This window comes from Yersinia aldovae 670-83, from assembly GCF_000834395.1.
GTDB classification, from domain to species: domain Bacteria; phylum Pseudomonadota; class Gammaproteobacteria; order Enterobacterales; family Enterobacteriaceae; genus Yersinia; species Yersinia aldovae.
Map to the genome: position 1 here is coordinate 223,404 of NZ_CP009781.1, position 22,624 is coordinate 246,027.

Genomic DNA, 22,624 nt, shown 5'->3' on the forward strand with positions numbered 1-22,624 from the left:
TATTAACCTTTAATTCCGCTGCTGGTTACGCCTTGCACGAAGTAGCGTTGAGCCAGGAAGAAAACAATGATGGACGGCAGAATGGAGATGCTCGCCATTGCCAGAATTTCGTTCCACGGTGCGCCTTCGGTGACGTCAATTGACATCTTCAGCGCCAGCGCTATCGGGTATTTGTCTACGCTGTAGACATAAATCAGTGGGCCGATAAAGTCGTTCATTGACCACATAAACTGGAACAGTGCGACCGAGATAATGGCCGGTTTCAGGATTGGCACCACCACATACCACAGCACTTGTAGCGAGTTACAGCCGTCGATTTGCGCCGCTTCTTCCATATCACGCGGTACACCACGTAGGAACTGAATCAGCATGAAGACGAAGAACCCTTGTGTGGCGAAGGCGGTTGGTAGATAAAGTGGCAAGTAACTATTCAGCATCCCCATTTCACGGAACATGATGTATTGCGGAATCAATAACACAGTGCTTGGCAGCAACATGGTGGTTATCAAAGTAGCAAACCAGAATTTCTTCCACGGGATCTCAAAGCGCGCAAAACCATATGCCACGATAGTGGAAGAGATAATGGTTAGAATCACTTTCGGAATTACAAACTTAAGGGTATTTAGCATGTAATGACCGAAGTTATATTCAGTACCGGTTTTCCAGCCATTAACAAAACCATCGCGTGTCGGGTGCTCTGGCCATAATCCTAATGTGGTGAATATTTCATTATTAGGTTTAAAGGCCGCAGAGAACATCCACAGCAATGGATAAAGCATCATCAGGCCAACAATAATTAAAATGATATAGCGAAAAGCTGCACTGACTTTTGCTTTACGTTCGGTGCGGCTAATTTCCGCATTAGCAATTTCCTGCGCCAGATCTAATTTATTCTGGTGGGGATTTTCGCTTTTTAACGAATCTTGTCGTACGTCAGTCATTTTTTCCTCCTTTATCGGCGGAGTAGAAGACCCAATATTTAGATGATTTAAATGCAATTGAGGCGAACAGAGCGACTACCAGGAATAATATCCAGGCCAACGCAGCACCGTATCCCATATCAAAGTATTTAAACGCCGTATCATAGATATAGAGCGAGAATAAATAGGTGTAATGGGTTGGCCCACCATCGGTAATAACATAGGGTGCGGTAAATTCTTGGAATGCCTGTGTGGTTTGCATAATAAAGTTAAAGAAAATAACCGGAGTGATCAGTGGAACGGTCACTTTGGTGAACATTTGCCATTTAGAGGCTCCATCAATCATGGCGGCTTCATATTGGGACTGTGGTACGTTTTGCAATGCAGCAAGGAAAATAACCATCGCAGAACCGAACTGCCAAACACGCAGTAATGTCACGGATGTCAGCGCCAGTGCTGGCTCTCCCAACCAGTTAATCGCGTCAAAGCCGAACACACCAATAAAACTGTTCAGTAGGCCGTCAATGGCAAATAGCGCGCGCCATAACACGGCGATGGCAACACTACTGCCGAGAATAGAGGGAATATAGAACGCCGTACGGAACAGGCCAATACCGCGTAATTTAAAGTTCAGTACAAAAGCGATCCCCAGAGCAAATGCCAGTTTCAATGGAATAGTTAGAAAAACATAAGCGAACGTAACGCCCATAGATTTCCAGAATAAATCATCTTCAATCAGCATATGACGATAATTCTCGATCCCGTTAAATACAGGCGGGTTCATTAAGTCATATTCAGTAAAACTGAGGAAGAAAGATGATACAAAGGGGAAAGCCGTAAATATTATCAGCCCTATAATATAAGGTGATAAATAGGCTAACCCCAGCATTCTGTTTTCATTCATAATGCTTACCTATTTTTAATAACATGAAAGATAAATAAAGCTACTGACTCAAAAGTGTTTGGTAAATAAAATCGATGTCATACACTATTTGGCTCTTCCCATTAACTTGATAATCCCCGTGGATGTAACCGCCGTGGGTCATAAAGGCCGGTATTTCACCTAACTTGTTTTGTTTGGCGGCAATTAACGTTAATAATGCTAATGCAATGGGGTTGTCGATGCGGAAATAGCGGTGCTGAGCCGATTCAACAAACAAGCCGCGATGATAATGTTGTTTAAAGAGGTTGTTGCCTGTCTGCCATGCTAATTCGAATAATTTTGCGCACTGGCAATGTTCAGCCATTTCAATCAATGCCAGTAACAAATATGGCGATGCTTTAGGTTTTTCTGCAACCACCAATGTGACGCTACGTTTGGTTTTATCCAGCTCCGCCAACTGCCAGCGATGCAGTAATACTCCAATGAGATCCAGCAGTTCTGCGTCTTCGCTCAATCGCCAGGCGCGTACCAGTGGCAATAGATAATCCACGTCTAAAGGGAACGGTGAGATAACGCTGTCTTTTGCACCATAATAACCATCACGTTGCAGCACGTAACCGCTCATATCCTGACCGTCGTTCCATAACGGGCGCAAGGTATTACTCTCTACGTCATAGGCGAAACGATAGTAATTTTTCAAACCATCGATAACCCATTGCAGGACTTCAGCATCCGGTCGTTGGCGCAAGATATCCAACATTGCCAGTGGGTTATCGATCAGTAATGGGCGCATGTCACGGAACAGCACATTGGCTTCGCGGGCAATCTCACCAAATTCAGGGCCAAATTGACGCGTAGCCCGATCGCCATACCAGGATTGGGTTTGGTTATCATCTGCCGGAATAGGGCGGCGCTGTTGTGGCGAACTGAACTGATAAACAGGTAAGCCTGTTTCAGGATTGCGCGCTAACACATATTGGCGATAGAGGTGCTTACCCCAGGCGGCGGCTGCAATATCACCGGTGTATTCAGTGTATTTATACGCCGCGTATATCAAGTCAGTACCTGCATTGACAAAGGTCAGACCTTTGGTTTCAGGCAATTTTGGCAAATTAGCGGGATTCACCACATCATGGCGCGGATGGGTAAAAACGTGTGGATCGCGTTGTTTGTCATAACTACCATGACGGCCCAAATCCAGCGATGACCAATCTTCAACGTGGGCGTGCCAGAATCCCTGTAAGAAATTCAGTGTTTTCTCGTGGTCAACCTTCGCCAGCAGGTTGTAATAAGGTAGATGGTGTTTTAATTCATGTACCTGTGCTTTAGATTCCGGGCCTTCAGTATTTAGCGTGTCCAGATTTAAGAAACGATGCCCGCCCCAATAAAACAGCCCACTTTTGTTATGCACACCATGCTGCATAAAGTAGTGGGTTTGTACCCGAGCTTGTTGCTGATATTGCGGATCTTGCGTCACCAGACTCAGGGCGTCTAAGGTACGTAACCAGTTTTGTTGACTGGCAAAGTTAGATATTGGCGCAAGCTGGCCATTGGCAAATGCCCAGGCCACCGGTTGCTGGGTGAGCACATCAAAACCGTCTGCCATCAGTGGGGTTGGGTTACGTTTGCTATGGCCAACTGACTGGACGAGATCAACATAGCGACAAATAGCACTCAGCCAGTTAGTCATCATTGCGTCGCTGCCTTTAATGTTGCCTGCAAAATTCATTACCATAACCCCATCTTTGTTACATTCTGAAGAACCGGCTTAAGGTTCCTTATAAATAGAAACATCGTTTCAATTCATTATATTTGTATTTACAGGCGAGTCATTGAGCGAATGACAAAAGTGTGATCGAAGTCGGAACGTTGTTTTGATTTTTTATTTGATGGGTTATTGTGGCAGTTACAGGCGTGATTTATTTGTTAACTATTTAATAATAAAGCAATAAAAAAGGCACAACTCAAGTTGCACCTTTTGCGTGTTTGACGCGGATATGCTGCCTAAAAGCAGATTATTCTGTTTTAACTAAAATTATCACTCGAAACATATTTAGCGCGCTAACCATCCGCCATCGACAGCGATGGTGTAACCGCTGATATAGTCAGATGCCTTCGAGGCGAGGAACACCACCGGGCCTTTCAGGTCATCAGGCAACCCCCAACGGCCCGCTGGGATGCGGTCGAGGATCTCTTTGCTGCGCTCTTCATCTTTACGCAGTTGCTGAGTATTGTTGGTTGCCATGTAACCAGGTGCGACCGCGTTCACGTTGATACCGTGTTTAGCCCATTCGTTTGCCAACAGACGGGTAACGCCCATGACTGCGCTTTTCGATGCGGTGTAAGAAGGCACGCGGATACCGCCCTGATAAGAGAGCATTGACGCCACGTTAATGATTTTTCCGCCGTGGCCTTGCTTGATAAATTGTTTGGCAACCGCCTGCGACATAAAGAACACGGTTTTGATGTTAACGTTCATCACATCATCCCAGTCTTTTTCACTGAAGTTAATCGCATCTTCACGGCGAATGATGCCAGCGTTATTCACCAAAATGTCAATTTTACCAAATTCAGCCACGGCTTTTTCTAACAGGGCCGGGATAGCGTCGATTTTACTCAGATCTGCGGTGAGGCTTAAGAAACGGCGGCCCAGCGCAGTGACTTTCTCGATGGTTTCGGCGGGTTCAACAATGTTTATACCGACGATATCACAACCGGCTTCAGCTAAACCAAGCGCCATGCCTTGGCCCAAACCTGTGTCACAGCCGGTAACCAGAGCAACTTTACCCTTCAATTCAAAGGAATCTAAAATCATAGCTTACATCTCTCTCAACGCGGTTAACGATGGCCGCGATTTCGTTATGGGTGGAGGAAGCCGCCCAGTGAACGGCTTTAGCGGGTGATGCTTAACGTAATTTGCTTACCGTGATGTGGCCAACCGCGCCCAGATGACGGGGTAGCGTGTGGTGCTCACACCAATGATGGTTTGACCCGTTTGGCGGCCACGGCGTGCTCGTTGTGGACTTACGACCGAGCGTTTCATGTGTTACAGGGATAATAGTGTTTTCGGTAAGTTAATTCAATAAAAATGAAATCGTGTTTTATTATTTTTTGAGTGATGTCATGATTTTCGGATTAATTAGGGTTAATCTGCGGGCTTTGTCCGTAGAATGAGTCGGATTGATCGTAAAATGGTGAAAGCGCTATACCGGCAACGTATTCTGATAACGAGGTAATACAATGAAGATGTTCTTTATTAATGATGAAACGCCGTGGGAAGAGTTAGGGAAGGGGATTAAACGCAAAGTCATGACCTGGAGTGATGAATTGATGATGGTCTGTGTCCACTTCGATAAGGGGGCTATCGGTGTTGCACATAAACACGATATCCATGACCAGATTGCCTATGTTGCTGCGGGCAGTTTTGAAGTGGAAATTGAAGGGCAAAAACGTATTTTGAAAGCTGGGGACGCTTATCGGGCGGTTAAACATGAGATGCACGGTGCGGTGTCTCTCGAAGATAACAGTATCTTGATCGACACCTTTACACCGAAGCGGGATGATTTTCTGTAAAGCGCTTTTGGGCGGTTGAGGCATCAATACCAGCCGCCCTCGACTGCCAATAAAGCATTCAGCCTCGATTACGAAATATCTTCCTGGCGCAATTGTTCTAACGATGCCAGTTGAATATCGGACAAAACCCAGCGGGGATCGGTGCGGTATTCCGGTGCCGGAATCACGATCGAACGCATACGGGCAGCTTTAGTGGCAATCATGCCGTTGACGGAATCCTCCAGCGTAACGCAGTGCAGTGGGTCAATACCCAAATCGGCGGCAGCATTCAGATAGACTTCCGGATGGGGCTTGCTGTGGGGTAAGTATTCAGCAGAGACCAGGCAGTCGAAGTATTTCTCAACCCCAATCATTTTCAGCACACTCTTTTGCATAATCAGGGGTGAGGCCGATGCCAGCCCGATTTTCAGCCCCTGTTCGCGGCACAGTTCTAGCGCGTACTCAACGCCTGGCAATATAGGGCGCTCTTCTTCTACCAACTCCATTGCGCGCTTGATAATCCGCTTGGATACCTCAGCCTGGCTCGGCCCTTGCCACGGCATGGCTTGATACCAAAGTTTCACCACTAAATCGATACGTAAGCCAAGGGTATCGGGCAAGGTGTCACGCGAGGTCGTATCCAGCCCCAGTGAGGTGAAAATCTCCAGTTCAGCCTTAGTCCATAAAGGCTCTGAATCAATTAGCAAGCCGTCCATATCGAAAATTGCGGCCTTAATCGGGTGAAGGGTCGCCATTTATCACTCTCCTGTTGGTTTTTAGCTACGATTTTAACACTCTATATCAACACCAATTTAAATCATTAAATTAATGATATTACGCTGTATGAGCTAGGCTTGAATTTGAATTCACTGCTAGCATGGCGATAAAATTCTGCGCAACAACCTGATGTCGCAGGTAAACTAAGGCCACATAAGTTGTGGTATTTACAAGGAGAAGTCATGACCTATCAACAGGCTGGGCGCGTCGCTGTTATCAAAAGGATTGCAGGGTGGCTCGTTTTTATTCCAGCACTGCTGTCAACATTGATTTCAATTATCAATTTTGCCTACCAATATAGCCAGAAAAGTACTGGGGTTAATGCCGTTATATTGGATTTTGTCCATGTGATGGCCGATATGATCCGCTTTAATACCGCTTTTTTGGATATCTTTTGGTTTAACTCGCCGGTGCCTGAGCCAGAACAGGGGTTAAGTGCCGCGAACATCATGTTCTTCATTATTTATATGTTGATTTTCGTCGGTTTGTCGTTGCAGGCATCCGGCGCGCGTATGGCCCGGCAAGTGCGGCATATCCGTGAAGGCATTGAAGATCAGATGATTTTAGAGCAAGCAAAAGGCAGTGAAGGGCGCAGCCGCGAGCAATTGGAAGAAAAGATTGTCTTGCCGCATCACACCATCTTTTTGCAGTTTTTTACCTTATATATCCTGCCATTGGTGATAGGTATCGTGGCCTATTTTGTCATTAAGTTACTGGGATTGATGGCTCAGGGATAATAAGTTTCATTGATACTATCCAGCAGGCCAGAGTCAGGAGAGTGTCTGGGTTCTGGCCGCTGACTGTCGCTCTTCAACTGGGTATGGGATGCGAGTGCATAATATTTTGATATGTAAATAAATTAACATATTGAAATTATTTATTAATGAAATCTCATCCTACCGCTCTCTGACTCACACTATTTATCGTGTGATCGCTTTATGCTGTCACTCTCTTCCCTCTGCCATATTTATTGAGCAATGAACGTTTTTATTTCTAAAAAAATGCGTAATTTTATTGTATTAGCACAAACAAACAGCATGGCGAAAGCCGCTGAGAAATTACACATGACGGCGTCACCTTTTGGCAAAAGTATCGCGGCGTTGGAAGATTTAGTGGGTTATTCATTATTTACCCGCAATGAAAAAAACCTCAGCCTTAACAAGGCAGGGCAAGAGTTATATCAAGAATTATTCCCTATTTATCAACGGCTTTCGGCTATTGATAATGGTATTCTGGCGTTGTCTCACCGGCAAAAAAATAGTGTGATTGGTATTGATAATACCTATCCAACCATCGTTTTCGATCAGTTATTTAGCCTCAGTGATAAATACAATGGGATAACGGCTCAGCCTTTTGAGTTCAGTGAAAACAGCGTGATTGATGATTTGCTCGATAGGCGCGTGGACTTTATTATCTCCCCACAGCAGGCATCGCAGCGGGTGACTCAGACTCAAAGTTTGCAAGCAACAGAACTGCCCTCACTGCGCTTAGGGTTTCTGGTTTCGCGTCGTTTTGAAAATACTCAACCGCTCGAACTTTTAAATACCTTGCCGTGGTTGCAGATGCGTTTCCAAAACCGCGCCAATTTTGAATCTATACTGGATGCCCATTTCCGCGCTATCGGTATTAACCCGACTATCATTTATCGCCCTTATAGTTTTATGGCAAAAATCAGTGCGGTTGAGCAGGGGCAATTTCTGACCGTGGTTCCTCAGTTTGCCTATCGGTTGGTCAACCCGGCGAAACTAAAATACTTTGATGCGCCGAATCAGCCCATGTTTATGCGAGAGTATCTTTATTCGCTAAAAAATAATCAGCATATAGAGAAAGTCATGGGCTATATTCACGCCGATCGTGAGGGGGATTAAGGTGCGAGCATGGAACCAAACTGGTGCAGATTTTGGTGTAATTGAAATGCTTGCGCCAGATTGTGATGCAAATGCCCGCCTTTGGCTTGCGCCAGATATCGATGCAAATAGTCGCGATACAGCGGGTGTGCGCAGTGATTAATAATGGCAGCGGCGCGTTGCATCGGTGATAGCCCGCGTAAATCGGCCACACCTTGTTCTGTCACGATGACCTTCACACTGTGCTCGCTGTGGTCAACATGGGTACACATCGGCACAATCGTAGAGACGTTGCCGCCTTTCACGATGGAGGGAGCCATAAAGATAGATAAATATGCATTGCGCTCAAAATCCGCGCTGCCACCGATACCGTTAACCAGCTCGGTGCCGCAAACATGTGTGGAGTTGGCATGGCCATAAATATCAAATTCCAGCCCCACATTGAGGGCAATAACCCCCAGGCGGCGGATGATTTCAGGGTGGTTTGAAATCTCTTGAGGTCGCAATACGATACGGCTGGAAAAGAAATCCATATTGTCATAGATTTTTTGCAGTGATGCGGGTGAAACGGTCAGGCTGGATGCACTGACACCGAGGATCTTTTCTTCTTCTAATAACGGCACCACAGATTCTTGTAGTACCTCCGAATACATCATAAATGGCGGGATGTGAGGGTTGCTGCCAAGGCGTTTCATTACTGCGTTATTGATATTTCCCACGCCACTTTGCAGCGGGAGAAACTCCGACGGAATACGGCCTAATTTAAGTTCATTCAACAGAAAATTCACCACGTTATCGGCGATCTGTTCACATAATGGGTTTTCACGTTCCAGGCTGTTTGTGGCATCCGGTAGCTCAGTTTCTACCACGGCGACAATCTTGGCAGGATCGACCTGTACATAGGGTTGGCCCACTTTATCCAATGTATGAAATATGGGCAGAGTGTTGCGCCGTGGAGGTGCGCCTAGCATGATGATATCGGCCAGTTCTGCCACGCGTGGGTGGTGATAATGATTCAGCTCAATAATGATTTTCTTAGCTTTATGCAGAAAAATAGGTGAGTTACCAATACCGCTGGTCAGGTAAACTTTACCGTCGGCGGTAATAGCAGAGGCTTCAATCACGGCGACATCAATGTCACCAAAGAAGCCATAGTTGACCATCTGCGCCACTTCACTTAAGTGCAGATCGACAAAACTTACCGCGCCCTGATTGATTTTTTCCCGCAGCAGCGATGCGGTCTGGTAAGGAGCACGCCAAGAGAGGGCATCCGCTTTCGCCAGCTCATCATCGGCTTGCGCGCTGATTGACGCGCCGGTCAGTAAACGAATCTGAAACGCTTGTTGCTGCTGGTGGTGCGCCAGTGCCCGTTTTGCAATGGCGGCAGGCAGCACTTTAGGCGCGCCCGCGGGGGTAAAACCGCTAAATGCCACCATATGATCATGTTCAATACATTCGGCAGCTTCATCGGCGCTCATTATGCGATATGACTGTTTCATAAAGAAATCCTCCGGCTGAGAAAACTCAACGACCGACAAAGTTAGGTTTACGTTTTTCCATAAATGCGCTCATGCCCTCCAGATAGTCCTCACTGTCGTAGACGGCACGGCGTAAGCCTTGAATGCGTTCAAACTCATCTGAATTCATGGTGTGGGCTTCACCTAATACGCGCAGTTCTTCTTTAATAACGGCAATGGCCAGCGGCGCTTTTTCAGCAATGACATGTGCCAGTTTTAGTGTGAAATCCTCCAATTCACTGGGTTCGACCACATGATTAAGGATGCCGACTGACAGTGCGCGCTGTGCGGTAATGGGGGCGGCGGTGAATATCATCTCTTTCACAATGTGAAAACCGGCATCGCGGATCAGGTTATGTATTCCGACTAAGTTATAGGGAACACCCAAATTCACTGGTGTCATTGAAAAAGTGGAAGTATTACAAGCAACAATGATATCGGAACTCATAATCATCTCGAATGCGCCCCCCCAGACGCTGCCTTCTACCATTGAAATGATCGGTTTAGGATACTTTTGGATGGTGCGAGTAATTTGACGTAACGGGTCGTCATATGACAGCGGATCACGCCGGCCTGTGGGCAGTTCATGGATATCATGACCGGCGGAAAACACTTTTGCACCTTCTGGCGCACGCATAATAATGCAGCGGATATCGGTGTGATTGAGGTCATGTAGCGCTTGCAACAGGTCATCAATAAACACCTTACTTAAGGCATTGAGTTTGCGTGTGTGATTAAACTCAATAATGCCAACCCGATTGGCAATCAACACTTTGACATACTGATAAGACATAATCGTGATTCCTTTACTGGATAATTTCGTGCGAAATAAAATCGGTGACACAATTCACGCCAGCGCGTGGCGAGATGTGGTTTTGGCGGAGCTGTTGTTCTATTTGCTGCATGTGCTGGCGCAGGTCAGGGCGGGAGAACAGCAGTGTCAGTGCATTCTTCTCAATCTGTTGGCGCACCCAGCTCAGAGATTGCTGCTGGCGTAAGGTGGTCAGTTGCCCGTGTTGGTTCATCACGGAGTAAAAGCGTTGCACGGCTTGCCAGATGTCACTAATGCCGCGTTTTTCAAGGGCGCTACAACTGAGAACACAAGGTTGCCAGGCCGGATATTTGCGGCGCATGATGTGCAGGGCGCTGTGGTACATATGGCGGGCAATTTCGACGTGGGGATGATTCTCGCCATCGTCTTTATTAATAACGATAAGATCCGCCATTTCCATAATGCCTTTCTTAATACCTTGCAAGTCATCGCCCGCACCGGCGATTTGCAATGAGATAAAGCAATCCACCATGTCGGCGACTTCCGTCTCCGATTGCCCGACACCGACGGTTTCAACGATAACAATGTCGTAACCGGCGGCTTCACACAGTAAAATCAGTTCGCGCGTGCTGGCGCTTATGCCACCAAGGTGGCAGCCGGAAGGGACTGGGCGAACAAAGGCGTGTTCGGCACGAGACAAATTCAACATGCGAGTTTTATCGCCTAAGATACTGCCGCCATTGATCGGGCTGCTAGGATCGACGGCGATGACCGCCACCTTATGCCCCTGCGACAGCAGTTGTGTGCCGAACACCTCCAGAAAGGTACTTTTCCCTGCCCCCGGCGTGCCAGTTATCCCGAGTCGCCTGGCTTGCCCGGTATAGGGCAAGATGCTGTCGAGTAGCTGGGCAGTTAGCACTTGATGCTGAGGCAGTGTGCTTTCCGCCAGTGTCATGGCTTGCGCTAATGCCGAGCGTTCTCCCTGACGCAGACGCTGAATGTAATCATTCAAATTGCGGGCATTAATCATGGCGACTGATCAGTTGCAGCACATCACGCACGCTGACTAACATCGGGGTTCCGGGGCCATAAATGGCGGCCACACCGCGTTGGCGTAAAAAGGCATAATCCTGCGGTGGAATAACGCCACCGGCCACCACGCAGATATCCTGCCGCCCGTATTGGCGCAGGGCCTCAACCAATTCAGGAATTAATGTTTTGTGGCCCGCCGCCAATGAGGACGCGCCTATTACATGAACATCGTTTTCCACCGCCAGACGAGCGATTTCTTCCGGTGTTGAAAACATCGGGCTGAGGTCTACGTCGAACCCAAGGTCGGAGTAGGCACTGGCAATCACTTTCGCGCCACGGTCGTGGCCATCCTGACCCATTTTAGCGATCAGAATCCTTGGCCTGCGCCCATTTTCTTCAAGAAAATTGTAGGTTTGGGCCAGAATTTGATCAAATTCTTGTGCGTTCTCTTGCGTCTGGTGGTAGCTACGGGCTATCACGCCGGTGACACATTCGCTTGGAACTAAATAGCGGTCAAATACCGCTTCCATCGCATCTGAAATCTCTCCGAGTGTTGCCCGTAATCGAGCCGCTGTGATAGCCGCTTCCAGTAGGTTACCGTGGTGCTCTGCGGCATGGCGCAGGTTCGCCAACGCGCATTGCACGGCCTCGTTATCTCTTTTGGCTCGAATGCTTTTTAATTGGGCGATTTGCTCATTGCGCACTTTAACGTTGTCAATTTCGAGTACCTGAGTTTCCGCTTCTTGCGCTAACTTATATTTATTCACACCAACAATAACGCGTTTCCCCTGATCGATAAGGGATTGCTCACCGGCTGATGCTTCTTCAATCATGCGTTTAGGCAGCCCGACCTCAATGGCTTTTGCCATGCCGCCCACGTCATCAATTTGTTTGATAATCGCTCTGGCTTGTTTGACCACCTGATCGGTTAACGACTCAACAAAATAGGAACCCGCCAGAGGATCAACGGTGCGACAAATGGCCGACTCTTCCTGAATGATTATCTGGGTGTTACGCGCAATGCGGGCCGAGAACTCGGTGGGTAAACCGAGAGCTTCATCAAAGGCATTAGTATGCAGCGACTGAGTGCCGCCGAGCGTTGCGCCCAGAGCCTCGATGGTGGTGCGAATAACATTGTTGTAGGGGTCTTGCTCCGTCAGGCTCCAGCCCGAGGTTTGACAATGGGTACGCAGTGCCAGTGACTTGGGATTCGTGGCACCAAACTGACTTACAGCCTTACTCCACAGGTAGCGCGCAGCGCGCAGCATGGCGATATTCATAAACAAGTCCATGCCAATACCAAAGAAGAATGAGAGGCGAGGGGCGAAGTCATCAATATTTAAACCGGCGCTCAGTGCCGCTTTGATGTACTCAATACCATCGGCGATAGTAAAGGCCACTTGCTGCACGCAGTTGGCACCCGCTTCACCCATGTGGTAACCGCTTATGCTGATGGTATTAAAGCGCGGCATATTCTGAGAACTCCATGCGATGATGTCTGCAATGATGCGCATAGAGGGTTTAGGCGGATAAATATAGGTGTTGCGGCACAGATACTCTTTCAGAATGTCGTTCTGAATGGTGCCCGTCAGTAACGCTGGAGCAACACCTTGCTCTTCTGCGGCCACAACGTAGAACGCCATGATGGGGAGTACGGCACCGTTCATGGTCATCGACACTGACATTTTATCCAGCGGGATTTGATCGAACAGGACTTTCATATCCTCGACGCTATCAATGGCGACGCCAGCTTTACCCACGTCACCCGATACGCGGGGATTATCTGAGTCATAACCGCGATGGGTGGCGAGATCAAATGCGACAGAAAGACCTTTTTGCCCGGCGGCTAAGTTCCTGCGATAAAAGGCATTTGATTCCTTGGCGGTTGAGAATCCGGCATATTGGCGCACCGTCCAAGGTTGTGCGGCATACATGGTGGCGCGTGGCCCTCTGACATAGGGTGCGATACCTGGAAGTGACCCCGTCACTTCTAGCCCATCAAGATCGCGCGCGGTATAAAGCGGTTTTATCGCAATACCTTCAGGTGTTTTGCTGACGATGTCGTCTACGGTTTTACCTTGCCGGCTAAGTTCTTTATTAGCGAGTTTTTCCCACTCACAAATATCCACCATTTGTCTTACTCCCAATAACTGACAACAGAATCCCATTGAGGAGAGTGAACTGTTCCTCAATTAAGGCTTTTATTTCAGTTAAGTAAGCGCTTTTGGGCTGCGGTTGTCGCCTGCAAAAAACAACAGGGTATCGTGTCATTATTAGTTGGCTGAAACGTTTCAAAAGTGTGCTCTGTTTCATGTTTTTTTAGAAAAGAGCGAATAGTTTGGCGAGGGGGCTTTAGGCGTTGGCGATAATAATAATAAAAAAGCACCCTGACGGGGTGGATACCGCCTTTAGGGTGCTGCTGTTCAGATTTTTTTTTCGCGGAGAGAAGGTGTATTCCGTAACTAAAATCGTTCGGGATGTAGCAACTGATCGACCGCTTTCAGTGCATTAATCCAATGTTGGCCACCGAACAAGTTACTGCGGTTTAATAAGTAATAGAGCTGATAGACAGGTTGACGCTCGATAAAACTGGCAGGCAATGGCCAAACGCTTTGATAACCATCATAAATCTGTGCTGGCAAGGCAGGGTAGAGGGGTAACATCGCAAGGTCACATTCACGGTCTCCCCAATAGCAGGCGGGATCGAAGATAACCGGCCCTTCGGCGCAGGTGGCACAGTTAGCGGGCCATAAATCGCCATGCAGCAAGGAGGGCTGTGGTTGATGATGCTGTAACCGTTCCTGAACCAGGGCCGTTATCTGTTCGATATCACCGAATGACATGCCTTTTTCTGCGGCGAGCTGCAATTGCCATCCGATGCGCTGCTGCGCAAAAAACTGCCCCCAGCGCCGTTGCCAACTGTTGGGTTGGGGAGTGGTTGCCAGATCATTATCAAAATCCAGCCCAAACTGAAGCTGTTCGCTCCACTGGTGCAAATGGGCTAATTGTTGGCCAAGACAGTAGGCGTTATGGGCATCCAGCGGTTTTAGTGGGATATATTCCAGCAGCAGAAAGCTATAATCACGATCGCTGCCGACACCGTAGACTTGTGGGACGTGCACTGTTTTGCTGCGCGCTAATAAGGCGAGTTGATCCGCTTCAGCGGTAAATATGGGGAGCATCTCACGGGCATCGCATTTCACGAAGACCTCGGTTTCGCCGTAGCTAAGACGCCAGGCTTCATGAATATCGCCACCTGGTAGTTCGGTTCTTTCGCGTATCTCGGCGGGGCCGAGGTATTCACCTAACAGACGATTCACTGCTTGCCACATGATTCACCCCCTATCAGCTGCCAGTCATACCCTTTGTCATTAAAATTACAGGATTGTTAGCTATGTTCGCTTGCTGCCTGGTTGTAACTTCAATTACTTCGGGTACAGATCATTAGGTTAGCGTCTTTATTGTGCAAAAAATAGGAGCTGAAGCACAAGGCCCGTAATAAACATGCCGTGAGCGGTTATTATCTTCCGGCATATTTATTGAGGCTTAATTAATTATAGCAGGTTACCTTTAGCCGCGTTTTTGCTGTCATCGGCACGAGCCGGTGCCGAAATTAGGCTGCCTTTTACCGGTTTAAAGTGGCTGTAGATGAGTGCGACTACAAAGAACAAAGCCTGAATAATCACAATACAGGGACCGGTAGCACCATCGATATGGAAGCTAATCAAAGTACCCAAGACACAGGCGACGACGGAAACCAGTGTGGCAACCACTAACATTTGGTCAAAACTGCGGCAGAGCATAAAGGCGATGATACCGGGTGCTATTAGCATCGCGATGACCAAAATTACCCCAACGGCCTGTAATGAGGCCACAATTGTTAAGGCTAACAGGCAGAGTAGGCCATAATGCAAGAGTTTGACCGGCAATCCGATCACGCGCGCATGGTTCGGATCAAAACAATAGAGCATGAAATCCTTACGTTTTAGCAGCACGACCAGCAGGGTAAATCCGGCAATCCACAATGTTTGTTTCAGTTCTGCCAGCGAGATACCCAGCATATTACCGAATAAAATGTGGCTGAGATGTTGGTCGGTATCCATGCGAGAAAACAGCACCAGGCCAAAAGCAAACATGCCGGAGAACACGATCCCCATCACCGTATCTTCTTTGACCCGGCTGTTTTCTTTTAAATAACCGGTAGCGACGGCGCAGAATATCCCCGAGACAAAGGCACCAATAGCCAAAGGAATGCCGAGCCAGAAGGCCAAAACTATGCCGGGCAGTACGGCGTGAGAGATAGCATCCCCCATCAGTGACCAGCCTTTCAATACCAGGTAGCAGGATAAAACGGCACACACCACACCGGTAATGATCGCCGCAACAATCGCCCGTTGCATAAAAGGATAGGCAAAAGGTTCACTCACCAGACTCAATAAGGTATTCATAGGCTATCCTCCGGAACGGGGACCGGTGGATGACGGCGCTTCTGGCGGCTGCGATAACGGTTTGCCAACAGCCCATGTTTTGGTGCGAAAACAAAGGCTAACAGGAACACCACGGTCTGCAAGGTCACAATCACACCCCCGGTTGCCCCATCCAGATAGAAGCTGAGGTAAGCGCCAAAGGCGCTGGTAAACGCGCCGATTGCGATAGCAATAACCAGCAAGCGGCTGAAACGGTCGGTGAGCAGATAGGCCGTTGCCCCCGGCGTCACCACCATCGCAATCACCAGAATCGCGCCGACGGTTTGCAATGCCGCCACGGTACAGGCGCTGAGTAGGGTAAAGAACAAAATTTTGAGGCGTAGTGGTGATAAGCCAATTGACATGGCGTGACTTTCATCAAAAAACACCGCCAGCAGGTCTTTCCAAATAAGACAAAGGATCACGAAAGAAACCAGAATAATAATTTCTACTTGCAACACATCTTCATCGGCGATGCCCAGAATATTACCGAAAATAATCGACTGCACATTTACCGATGTCGGATTAAGCGAAACGATTAATAGCCCTACGGCAAAGAAGGTAGAGAAGATAAAACCGATGATGGCATCTTCACGCAGGCGTGTCACATGACGCACTAATGTCATTGCCAGTGCGGCAAGCATTCCGGTGAAGAATGCTCCGGCCGCATAGGGCAAGCCAAGAGCATAAGCCCCGGCCACTCCAGGCACTACTGAATGCGATAACGCATCCCCCATCAGTGACCAGCCTTTTAGCATCAGATAGGCGGATAAAAATGCGCACACGGCACCGACGATGGCACTGACCCAAATCGCCTTGACCATGTAATTGTAATTAAATGGCTGCAATAAAAGTTCCAGCATTAGGGATTGTTCTCCTTTGACTGGCTTTGCGCTGGCGGATCATTCTTGGTGTGGCCATAGAAGACGGCAGGGCGTTCATCATCAGTGATAACCGTTACAGTGCGTGGGTCATTATCGTCATGCAGTGTGTTGCCCGACAGATTGATATGACGCAATACACCGCCAAAGGTCATTTCCAGATTCTTTTGTGTAAAGGTGGTTTCGGTCGGGCCAGCCGCCAGTACGGTCTGATTAATCAGGATAACGTGATCGCAAAACTCTGGCACACTGCCCAGGTTATGCGTTGAAACCAGAATCAAGTGACCTTCGTCGCGCAGCGCACGGAGCAGGTCAATAATGGCATTTTCCGTTTTGACATCAACGCCGGTGAATGGCTCGTCCAGCAACAACACCGTGCCTTGTTGCGCCAGTGCACGGGCCAGAAACACCCGTTTTTTCTGCCCACCGGAAAGCTCCCCAATTTGGCGAGCGCGCAATGCACTTAAACCCACTCTTTCAATCGCTTTATCGACAATCGCCTTGTCGTCACGGCTGGGTATACGCAGAAAATTCATCTTCCCGTAACGGCCCATCATCACCACATCTTCGACCAACACCGGGAAGTTCCAGTCCACATCTTCGGTCTGCGGGACATAAGCGATGGTATTTTGTTTCAACGCGTGGCTGACTGACTTATTGCTCAGTTCGACTTTCCCTACGCTGGGTTTTACCTGGCCCATGATGCTTTTAAACAGGGTTGATTTGCCACTGCCATTAACGCCAACCAAAGCGCAGATGGTGCCTCCGGTTAGCGAAAAACTGGCATCATGAATAGCGGTATGCCCATTGTTATAGGTGACAGTGACGTTATCCACTATCAGTTCCGGGCGGATAAAAGCAGTTTGACTCATTGACCAAATCCTTTCGCGATAGTTTGTACCGTCATATTTATCAGGTCGATATACGTGGGGACTGGCCCCTTTTCATTCGACAGAGAATCAACATATAGCACGCCACCATATTGTGCGCCGGTTTCTTTACTGACTTGTTTAGCGGGTTTATCTGAAATGGTACTTTCGCTGAATATTACCGGGATTTTATTGGCACGCATCGTATCGATTACACGACGAACCTGCTGCGGTGAACCTTGCTCTTCCGCATTTATTGGCCATAAATAGACCTCTTTAAAACCATAATCTTTCGCCAGATAGCTGAATGCGCCTTCACTGGTCACCAACCAGCGCTGTTGGGCAGGGATACGGGATAACCGCTCACGCAGTGGGGCATCCAGCGCAGCAATTTTTGCAGCATAGGCTTTGGCGTTGCGATTATAGGTTTCAGCATGGGCCGGATCGTGTTCTACCAATGCCTTACGGATATTTTCAATATAAATCAGGGCATTTGACGGCGACATCCACGCGTGTGGATTAGGGATACCTTTATAAGGCCCCTCACGAATAGGCAGTGGTGTTATGCCGTCTGTTACTACTGCGGAAGGTACATCTTTAATATTTTCAAAGAAACGCTCGAACCAGCGCTCTAAATTCATACCATTCCATAATATCAGGTCGGCGGATTGTGCCTTCACGATATCCCGTGGAGTGGGTTGATAGTCGTGAATTTCTGCGCCGGGCTTGGTTATTGATTCCACCACAGCAGCATCACCGGCGATATTTTGTGCAATATCCTGAATAATCGTGAAGGTCGTCACAATTTTGAATTTTTTATCAAGCACCTTGTCGCTACTTTCTGCCAGTGCAGAGGTGCTGAACAGTGAGGAAAACGCCACAAGTGTAAACAGGGCGATAACCTGCGAAAAGTATGACGTAAAAGACTGTAGAGTGTGCAGGTAGGGTATTTTTTGCTTAGTAAACATGGCGATGTTCCCTTTCTTTAAATGAAAATGATTATCAATATCATTAGCGATGAAGTCAAGCCTCGCCATACAATAAACTAAAATTTACCGAGAGTTACCGAATATAGCCTGATCATTATACTGTTCATGGTCAAACCAGGCTAAAAAATCTATTTGGACGGGGCGACAACTTGTATATGCTACAAAACGGCTTATTAGCACGGGGAATACTGTGAATCCAAAAGTCGGTTGCCTTATGGCAGTTTTATTGCTGGTGGGGTGTGCTAAACAAACACCGCCACCACAAGCGAACAATGGGTGGCTCAAAAAAGTGCCACCGGGTGGTTTTATTAATGCACCGAAAAGCAGCGCTGGTTCAAGTACCGTTGCCTACAGCGACGTAATTAAACAAGCCGCCAGCCATTATGGTGTTGATGAAACCTTGATTAAAGCCATTATCCAGGTGGAGTCCGGTTACAATCCTGATGTGGTAAGTACCTCCAATGCTATCGGTTTGATGCAAATTAAAGCCTCAACCGCCGGGCGTGATGCGTATCGGATGAAAGGGCGCAATGGTCAGCCTAGCTCTGGTGAGTTAAAAGATCCGGTGAAGAATATTGATATCGGTGCTGCCTATCTCAATATTTTGCAAAACCAACAGTTAGCGGGGATAAATGATCCGCAAACATTGCGTTATGCCACCATTGTTTCTTATGCCAATGGCGCAGGTGCGATGCTGCGAACGTTCTCATCAGATAAACGGTTGGCAGTGAATAAGATTAACAGTCTTAGTCCTAACGAGTTTTATCAGCATATACAAAAGAAGCATCCGGCAGCGCAGGCCCCACGTTATTTGTGGAAAGTTGATACTGCTTACCGGGCGATGTCAGAATAATATTAAAACGCTAACCGATGTAGCCCTATGGGCGCTGTAATTTTTATCATGATAAGCAGGTATCATTATAAACATCGGCTAGCGTTTCCCTCCTTCGTTTTGGTTGTTTTTATGAGAGGGTGGTGGGGTAGTTTGCGATAATATCCAGTACACCATTAATAATGAATTGTACCCCCATACAGACCAGCAAGAACCCCATCAGACGTGAAATCGCTTCAATTCCGCTTTTACCCACCCAACGCATAATGGCACCTGAGCTGAGTAACGATCCCCATAAAATCAATGAGACAGAAAGAAAAATCAGTACCGGCGCAACGGTGACAACCCAAGGGCTAAATAGGGTATGGCCTTTCATTGAGGCGGCGGAGCTGATGATCATGGCGATGGTACCCGGCCCTGCGGTGCTCGGCATTGCCAATGGAACAAAGGCGATATTAATGGATTTACGCTGCTTTAAATCCTGAGATTTGGCTTCTAATTGTGTATCTTCCGCCGATTGGTGTGGAAAAAGCATACGAAAACCAATAAATGCCACAATCAGCCCACCGGCAATTCGCAAACCAGGAATTGATATACCGAAGGTATTCATCACGACCTGACCAGCATAATAGGCAATCGTCATAATAAAGAAGACATATATTGATGCCATCTTCGACTGCTGATTGCGCTCTTCGCTGGTCATATTGCCGGACAACCCGAGTAAGAGCGCCACCGTTGTTAAGGGGTTTGCCAGAGGCAATAGCAACACCAAGCCTAAACCAATGGCTTGAAACAATTCGAAAATACTTTCCATCGACACAACTCCACATAGTGCTAATTGCACCCGACAAAATCAATCATATCAGGTAATTATATGTATACTGACCCACACCACAGTGCAGAGAGAGTATGACTAAGCCGCCACTCTACGCGATAGCTCAGGTAAAAGGCTATTGCTACCTTATTTAAGGGTGTTTCAACGCAAAAATCAGCCCGAATCTGTGATTCGGCTGAGCCAGAATTGCCGCCGCCGGTGGTGGCCTTAAAGATAACGGGCATATGTGATACAGATCAAATGTTTGCCGTACGATAGTTGGTTCAATTGCTCAAATCCAGAATAATCACGTTAGTATCAATTTTTGCAAGGAATACGGCATTGTGTATTTGTGATATCAGCGTTGAAGATGAATATATTCGCCAGCCATTATCCACCTCGGCAGCATGGGTGTTGGATACACAGGCAGCACGTACTCGTGGGCGTTTACGGTTTTTAAAACCCAAGCGTGAAGCCCGTCCGCGTTGGCGTTTAGCGCCCCTCAAAGATACTTATGAGATCCGGTTTTATCCTAACCGTTTGCCAGAGCTATGGTTTTTCAGTGCGGAAAATGCAGCCAGGAAGAGCTTATAACCATCAGCTAGTTGTATTGATTCAATCGTAATCCGAGGCTCAAATGGCATTTAATAATAATGAACGTAATGCTTTGCTGGCGGTGAAAGGTATCGGGCCGACGGTGATTGCCCGCCTGGAACAGCTCGGCTTTACCTCACTGACTCAACTCAGTCAGGCAGATATGAGTGAGATTGTGAGCAATGCCGCAGCGATGGTGGGGTCAAGTTGCTGGAAAAACAGCCCTCAAGCTCGTTCGGCAATTCAGGCTGCTATCGACTTAGCTAAAAGGTATTCATCTAAGTGAATGCCATTGTGACATCAGCCATACAACTACTCGCCCGAGGGCCGGTGCCTTGCTTGTTAGTGGTTATCACCCACAGCTAAGGTTTCTCTGGTGGCTTGGTTTGATACGGCGTCAGTAAATCATTCAGAATTTGCATCCTTTCTTCCACCGAAATATAGAGCCAGCGCTTGAACCAGGGCGTGTTGGCTGTGCATTGCTGATGTGTTTGGCGAAAATAAAGTTCGAGGACTGACAAATCTGCTTTAATCTTTTGCATCATATTGCTCCCTCCGATGACCAGTGAACAAATCATAGGCAATTAAATACGGAAGAAAAACGGATGTAATGGATTATTTAGTTCAGTATTTATGAATCAATACGATTTGATGCGACCAGGGGCGTTGGGGGCGGTATCAGGTGGGATAGCGGGAAAATAAAACGCCCCGATTGCGTTAACAATCGGGGCGGCGTTCCAGTAACCATTGCTACACGGAAACGGAAATTGATTATGGGCACATCCTGTAGAAATAGCAATACACCCAGTGCTACTCAAAAGCAATAGGTGATAATGTAAATCATTGTTGGTTAAAAAAACATCTTTTCACCACGAAGAAGTGTGCCCAACCACGAATAACTTGCAGCGTAAAGGCTAATTATCGCTGATGTCTATTTGGGCCGCGTGGGGAACCGAATAAGTTAGCACTTTGGGTTTATACTTCACACCGATGGCGACTTTGCAGTACCCTTTCAAGGTAAATAATAAAGATATCTTGGCGGCAAGAGTCATCCTCATTTTCAGTTGTTTGTCTTTAGTTATTATCGAAACCGCCTAATTCTAAAACAGACACATTTTATTCAGAACATCGCGTTTTAGCGATGAGGAGCGAGGTATGCTAGGCCCGTTTATTAATAGCGCAGGGATTATTCTTGGCGGCGTCGCTGGAGTATTACTTGCCCGCCATGTCCCTAAACGCCTACAAGAAGGGTTACCCGCGACCTTTGCTTTAGCGTCTATTTCGATTGGTATTGTCATGGTAGTGAAAGTCCATTTTATGCCGGCTGTTATACTGGCGTTGATTATCGGTACGGCAGTGGGTGAATTACTCTCACTAGAGCAAGGCGTTAAGTGGGGTGCGAATAAAACCCGCATATTACTAGAGCGCGTTATTCCCTCGCGAAGTACATTGCCACCACAAGAGTTTGCGCAAAGTTTTACCGCCATGATTGTGTTGTTCTGTGCCAGTGGATTAGGTGTTGTTGGTTCATTGACCGAGGGGATGACTGGTGACTTTCAGCTATTGTTTGTCAAAGCATTAATGGATTTTTTCACTGCACTGATATTTTCAATTTCATTAGGTATTGCGCTGGTGGCGATTGCTATTCCGCAATTACTGATCCAAATTACGTTGGTTTTATTGGCAACACTCATCATGCCTTATATGGATGATATCGCTTTCGCCGACTTTTCTGCCTGTGGTGGGATTATTATGATTGCGGTAGGGTTGCGTATCGCACAAATAAAAATATTTGCAGTGGTGAATTTTCTGCCCGCCTTATTGTTTGTTGTCCCTATATCCTATTTATGGCGTTATTTTATGGCGTGATATCTCAGGG

Annotated in this window: 23 protein-coding genes; 7 read left to right on the forward strand and 16 right to left on the reverse strand. The window is 47.4% G+C overall.

Features of this window, described 5'->3' with window-relative positions:
• Nucleotides 1-2: 2 nt before the first annotated feature.
• The 4 genes from AT01_RS01085 to kduD all read right to left on the reverse strand — a co-directional run bounded on the left by AT01_RS01085 (nt 3) and on the right by kduD (nt 4,618).
• Nucleotides 3-941: a carbohydrate ABC transporter permease gene (locus AT01_RS01085; RefSeq protein ID WP_042545738.1), complete on the reverse strand. Its 939-nt coding sequence runs from the start codon at nt 939-941 to the stop codon at nt 3-5.
• Nucleotides 934-1,824, reverse strand: a complete 891-nt coding sequence (locus tag AT01_RS01090) for a carbohydrate ABC transporter permease (RefSeq protein ID WP_042545739.1) — start codon at nt 1,822-1,824, stop codon at nt 934-936. The genes AT01_RS01085 and AT01_RS01090 overlap by 8 nt, the downstream gene beginning before the upstream one ends.
• A gap of 40 nt (nt 1,825-1,864) precedes the next feature.
• On the reverse strand, nt 1,865-3,532 hold the full coding sequence (locus AT01_RS01095) for a pectate lyase (RefSeq protein ID WP_042545740.1): 1,668 nt from the start codon (nt 3,530-3,532) through the stop codon (nt 1,865-1,867).
• Between the two features lie 324 nt (nt 3,533-3,856).
• Nucleotides 3,857-4,618 (reverse strand): 2-dehydro-3-deoxy-D-gluconate 5-dehydrogenase KduD, encoded by a 762-nt coding sequence (gene kduD / locus AT01_RS01100; protein WP_004700358.1) that lies wholly within the window; start codon nt 4,616-4,618, stop codon nt 3,857-3,859.
• Between the two features lie 425 nt (nt 4,619-5,043).
• Between kduD and AT01_RS01105 the strand changes: the two genes are divergently transcribed.
• A complete protein-coding gene (locus AT01_RS01105) occupies nt 5,044-5,376 on the forward strand; it encodes a cupin domain-containing protein (protein ID WP_042545741.1) in 333 nt (110 codons plus the stop codon).
• Between the two features lie 68 nt (nt 5,377-5,444).
• Here AT01_RS01105 and hxpB read toward each other — a convergent pair whose 3' ends face one another.
• Nucleotides 5,445-6,110: a hexitol phosphatase HxpB gene (gene hxpB / locus AT01_RS01110; RefSeq protein WP_042545742.1), complete on the reverse strand. Its 666-nt coding sequence runs from the start codon at nt 6,108-6,110 to the stop codon at nt 5,445-5,447.
• Nucleotides 6,111-6,314: 204 nt separating this feature from the next.
• Here hxpB and AT01_RS01115 point away from each other — a divergent pair, with 204 nt between their 5' ends.
• Both AT01_RS01115 and srsR read left to right on the forward strand, forming a co-directional pair.
• Nucleotides 6,315-6,869, forward strand: coding sequence for a YniB family protein (locus AT01_RS01115; protein ID WP_004700352.1), 555 nt, complete (start codon nt 6,315-6,317; stop codon nt 6,867-6,869).
• A 240-nt stretch (nt 6,870-7,109) separates the two neighbouring features.
• A complete protein-coding gene (gene srsR, locus AT01_RS01120) occupies nt 7,110-8,000 on the forward strand; it encodes a LysR family transcriptional regulator SrsR (protein WP_042545743.1) in 891 nt (296 codons plus the stop codon).
• On the opposite strand, the gene AT01_RS01125 is transcribed toward srsR, so the two are convergent.
• The 9 genes from AT01_RS01125 to yfeA form a co-directional block, all read right to left on the reverse strand.
• Nucleotides 7,997-9,478 carry a succinate CoA transferase gene (locus tag AT01_RS01125; protein WP_042545744.1) on the reverse strand — a complete coding sequence of 494 codons (1,482 nt, stop codon included), beginning with the start codon at nt 9,476-9,478 and terminating at the stop codon, nt 7,997-7,999. The two genes, srsR and AT01_RS01125, sit on opposite strands and share 4 nt — an antisense overlap.
• A gap of 25 nt (nt 9,479-9,503) precedes the next feature.
• Nucleotides 9,504-10,289: a methylmalonyl-CoA decarboxylase gene (scpB, locus tag AT01_RS01130; protein WP_004700347.1), complete on the reverse strand. Its 786-nt coding sequence runs from the start codon at nt 10,287-10,289 to the stop codon at nt 9,504-9,506.
• A gap of 13 nt (nt 10,290-10,302) precedes the next feature.
• The gene (gene meaB / locus AT01_RS01135; RefSeq protein WP_042545745.1) at nt 10,303-11,298 is read right to left on the reverse strand and encodes a methylmalonyl Co-A mutase-associated GTPase MeaB; all 996 of its coding nucleotides are present in this window, start codon (nt 11,296-11,298) and stop codon (nt 10,303-10,305) included.
• Nucleotides 11,291-13,432, reverse strand: a complete 2,142-nt coding sequence (scpA, locus tag AT01_RS01140; protein ID WP_042545746.1) for a methylmalonyl-CoA mutase — start codon at nt 13,430-13,432, stop codon at nt 11,291-11,293. Before scpA ends, meaB begins: the two co-directional genes overlap by 8 nt.
• Nucleotides 13,433-13,762: 330 nt before the next feature.
• Nucleotides 13,763-14,632 (reverse strand): fructosamine kinase family protein, encoded by an 870-nt coding sequence (locus AT01_RS01145; RefSeq protein WP_004700341.1) that lies wholly within the window; start codon nt 14,630-14,632, stop codon nt 13,763-13,765.
• A 222-nt stretch (nt 14,633-14,854) separates the two neighbouring features.
• Complete coding sequence (gene yfeD, locus AT01_RS01150; protein ID WP_042545747.1) at nt 14,855-15,748, reverse strand: iron/manganese ABC transporter permease subunit YfeD; 894 nt, start codon at nt 15,746-15,748, stop codon at nt 14,855-14,857.
• Complete coding sequence (gene yfeC / locus AT01_RS01155) at nt 15,745-16,629, reverse strand: iron/manganese ABC transporter permease subunit YfeC (protein ID WP_004700338.1); 885 nt, start codon at nt 16,627-16,629, stop codon at nt 15,745-15,747. The genes yfeD and yfeC overlap by 4 nt, the downstream gene beginning before the upstream one ends.
• A complete protein-coding gene (gene yfeB, locus AT01_RS01160; RefSeq protein WP_042545748.1) occupies nt 16,629-17,519 on the reverse strand; it encodes an iron/manganese ABC transporter ATP-binding protein YfeB in 891 nt (296 codons plus the stop codon). Before yfeB ends, yfeC begins: the two co-directional genes overlap by 1 nt.
• Nucleotides 17,516-18,484: an iron/manganese ABC transporter substrate-binding protein YfeA gene (gene yfeA, locus AT01_RS01165; protein WP_042545749.1), complete on the reverse strand. Its 969-nt coding sequence runs from the start codon at nt 18,482-18,484 to the stop codon at nt 17,516-17,518. The genes yfeB and yfeA overlap by 4 nt, the downstream gene beginning before the upstream one ends.
• Nucleotides 18,485-18,695: 211 nt before the next feature.
• Here yfeA and AT01_RS01170 point away from each other — a divergent pair, with 211 nt between their 5' ends.
• A complete protein-coding gene (locus AT01_RS01170; protein WP_004700335.1) occupies nt 18,696-19,358 on the forward strand; it encodes a transglycosylase SLT domain-containing protein in 663 nt (220 codons plus the stop codon).
• Between the two features lie 109 nt (nt 19,359-19,467).
• Here the strand turns inward: AT01_RS01170 and AT01_RS01175 are convergent, their stop codons facing one another.
• Nucleotides 19,468-20,151 carry a MarC family NAAT transporter gene (locus AT01_RS01175; RefSeq protein ID WP_004700333.1) on the reverse strand — a complete coding sequence of 228 codons (684 nt, stop codon included), beginning with the start codon at nt 20,149-20,151 and terminating at the stop codon, nt 19,468-19,470.
• A 342-nt stretch (nt 20,152-20,493) separates the two neighbouring features.
• Between AT01_RS01175 and AT01_RS01180 the strand changes: the two genes are divergently transcribed.
• On the forward strand, nt 20,494-20,745 hold the full coding sequence (locus AT01_RS01180; RefSeq protein ID WP_042545750.1) for a hypothetical protein: 252 nt from the start codon (nt 20,494-20,496) through the stop codon (nt 20,743-20,745).
• Between the two features lie 43 nt (nt 20,746-20,788).
• A complete protein-coding gene (locus tag AT01_RS01185) occupies nt 20,789-21,031 on the forward strand; it encodes a Pathogenicity locus (RefSeq protein ID WP_042545751.1) in 243 nt (80 codons plus the stop codon).
• 76 nt (nt 21,032-21,107) lie between these two features.
• Here the strand turns inward: AT01_RS01185 and AT01_RS01190 are convergent, their stop codons facing one another.
• Nucleotides 21,108-21,290, reverse strand: coding sequence for a hypothetical protein (locus AT01_RS01190; RefSeq protein WP_004700327.1), 183 nt, complete (start codon nt 21,288-21,290; stop codon nt 21,108-21,110).
• Nucleotides 21,291-21,900: 610 nt separating this feature from the next.
• Here AT01_RS01190 and AT01_RS01195 point away from each other — a divergent pair.
• On the forward strand, nt 21,901-22,614 hold the full coding sequence (locus tag AT01_RS01195) for a DUF554 domain-containing protein (protein ID WP_004700323.1): 714 nt from the start codon (nt 21,901-21,903) through the stop codon (nt 22,612-22,614).
• Nucleotides 22,615-22,624 lie beyond the last annotated feature (10 nt).

Bases quoted from the DNA above. Each gene is read 5' to 3' on its own strand.
- scpB (WP_004700347.1), bottom strand. From the start codon at position 10,289: ATGTCTTATCAGTATGTCAAAGTGTTGATTGCCAATCGGGTTGGCATT.
- yfeA (WP_042545749.1), bottom strand. From the start codon at position 18,484: ATGTTTACTAAGCAAAAAATACCCTACCTGCACACTCTACAGTCTTTT.
- AT01_RS01095 (WP_042545740.1), bottom strand. From the start codon at position 3,532: ATGAATTTTGCAGGCAACATTAAAGGCAGCGACGCAATGATGACTAAC.
- AT01_RS01090 (WP_042545739.1), bottom strand. From the start codon at position 1,824: ATGAATGAAAACAGAATGCTGGGGTTAGCCTATTTATCACCTTATATT.
- AT01_RS01185 (WP_042545751.1), top strand. From the start codon at position 20,789: ATGGCATTTAATAATAATGAACGTAATGCTTTGCTGGCGGTGAAAGGT.
- AT01_RS01175 (WP_004700333.1), bottom strand. From the start codon at position 20,151: ATGGAAAGTATTTTCGAATTGTTTCAAGCCATTGGTTTAGGCTTGGTG.
- kduD (WP_004700358.1), bottom strand. From the start codon at position 4,618: ATGATTTTAGATTCCTTTGAATTGAAGGGTAAAGTTGCTCTGGTTACC.
- hxpB (WP_042545742.1), bottom strand. From the start codon at position 6,110: ATGGCGACCCTTCACCCGATTAAGGCCGCAATTTTCGATATGGACGGC.
- yfeD (WP_042545747.1), bottom strand. From the start codon at position 15,748: ATGAATACCTTATTGAGTCTGGTGAGTGAACCTTTTGCCTATCCTTTT.
- AT01_RS01105 (WP_042545741.1), top strand. From the start codon at position 5,044: ATGAAGATGTTCTTTATTAATGATGAAACGCCGTGGGAAGAGTTAGGG.
- AT01_RS01125 (WP_042545744.1), bottom strand. From the start codon at position 9,478: ATGAAACAGTCATATCGCATAATGAGCGCCGATGAAGCTGCCGAATGT.
- scpA (WP_042545746.1), bottom strand. From the start codon at position 13,432: ATGGTGGATATTTGTGAGTGGGAAAAACTCGCTAATAAAGAACTTAGC.
- meaB (WP_042545745.1), bottom strand. From the start codon at position 11,298: ATGATTAATGCCCGCAATTTGAATGATTACATTCAGCGTCTGCGTCAG.
- AT01_RS01190 (WP_004700327.1), bottom strand. From the start codon at position 21,290: ATGATGCAAAAGATTAAAGCAGATTTGTCAGTCCTCGAACTTTATTTT.
- yfeC (WP_004700338.1), bottom strand. From the start codon at position 16,629: ATGCTGGAACTTTTATTGCAGCCATTTAATTACAATTACATGGTCAAG.
- AT01_RS01195 (WP_004700323.1), top strand. From the start codon at position 21,901: ATGCTAGGCCCGTTTATTAATAGCGCAGGGATTATTCTTGGCGGCGTC.
- yfeB (WP_042545748.1), bottom strand. From the start codon at position 17,519: ATGAGTCAAACTGCTTTTATCCGCCCGGAACTGATAGTGGATAACGTC.
- AT01_RS01145 (WP_004700341.1), bottom strand. From the start codon at position 14,632: ATGTGGCAAGCAGTGAATCGTCTGTTAGGTGAATACCTCGGCCCCGCC.
- srsR (WP_042545743.1), top strand. From the start codon at position 7,110: ATGAACGTTTTTATTTCTAAAAAAATGCGTAATTTTATTGTATTAGCA.
- AT01_RS01085 (WP_042545738.1), bottom strand. From the start codon at position 941: ATGACTGACGTACGACAAGATTCGTTAAAAAGCGAAAATCCCCACCAG.
- AT01_RS01115 (WP_004700352.1), top strand. From the start codon at position 6,315: ATGACCTATCAACAGGCTGGGCGCGTCGCTGTTATCAAAAGGATTGCA.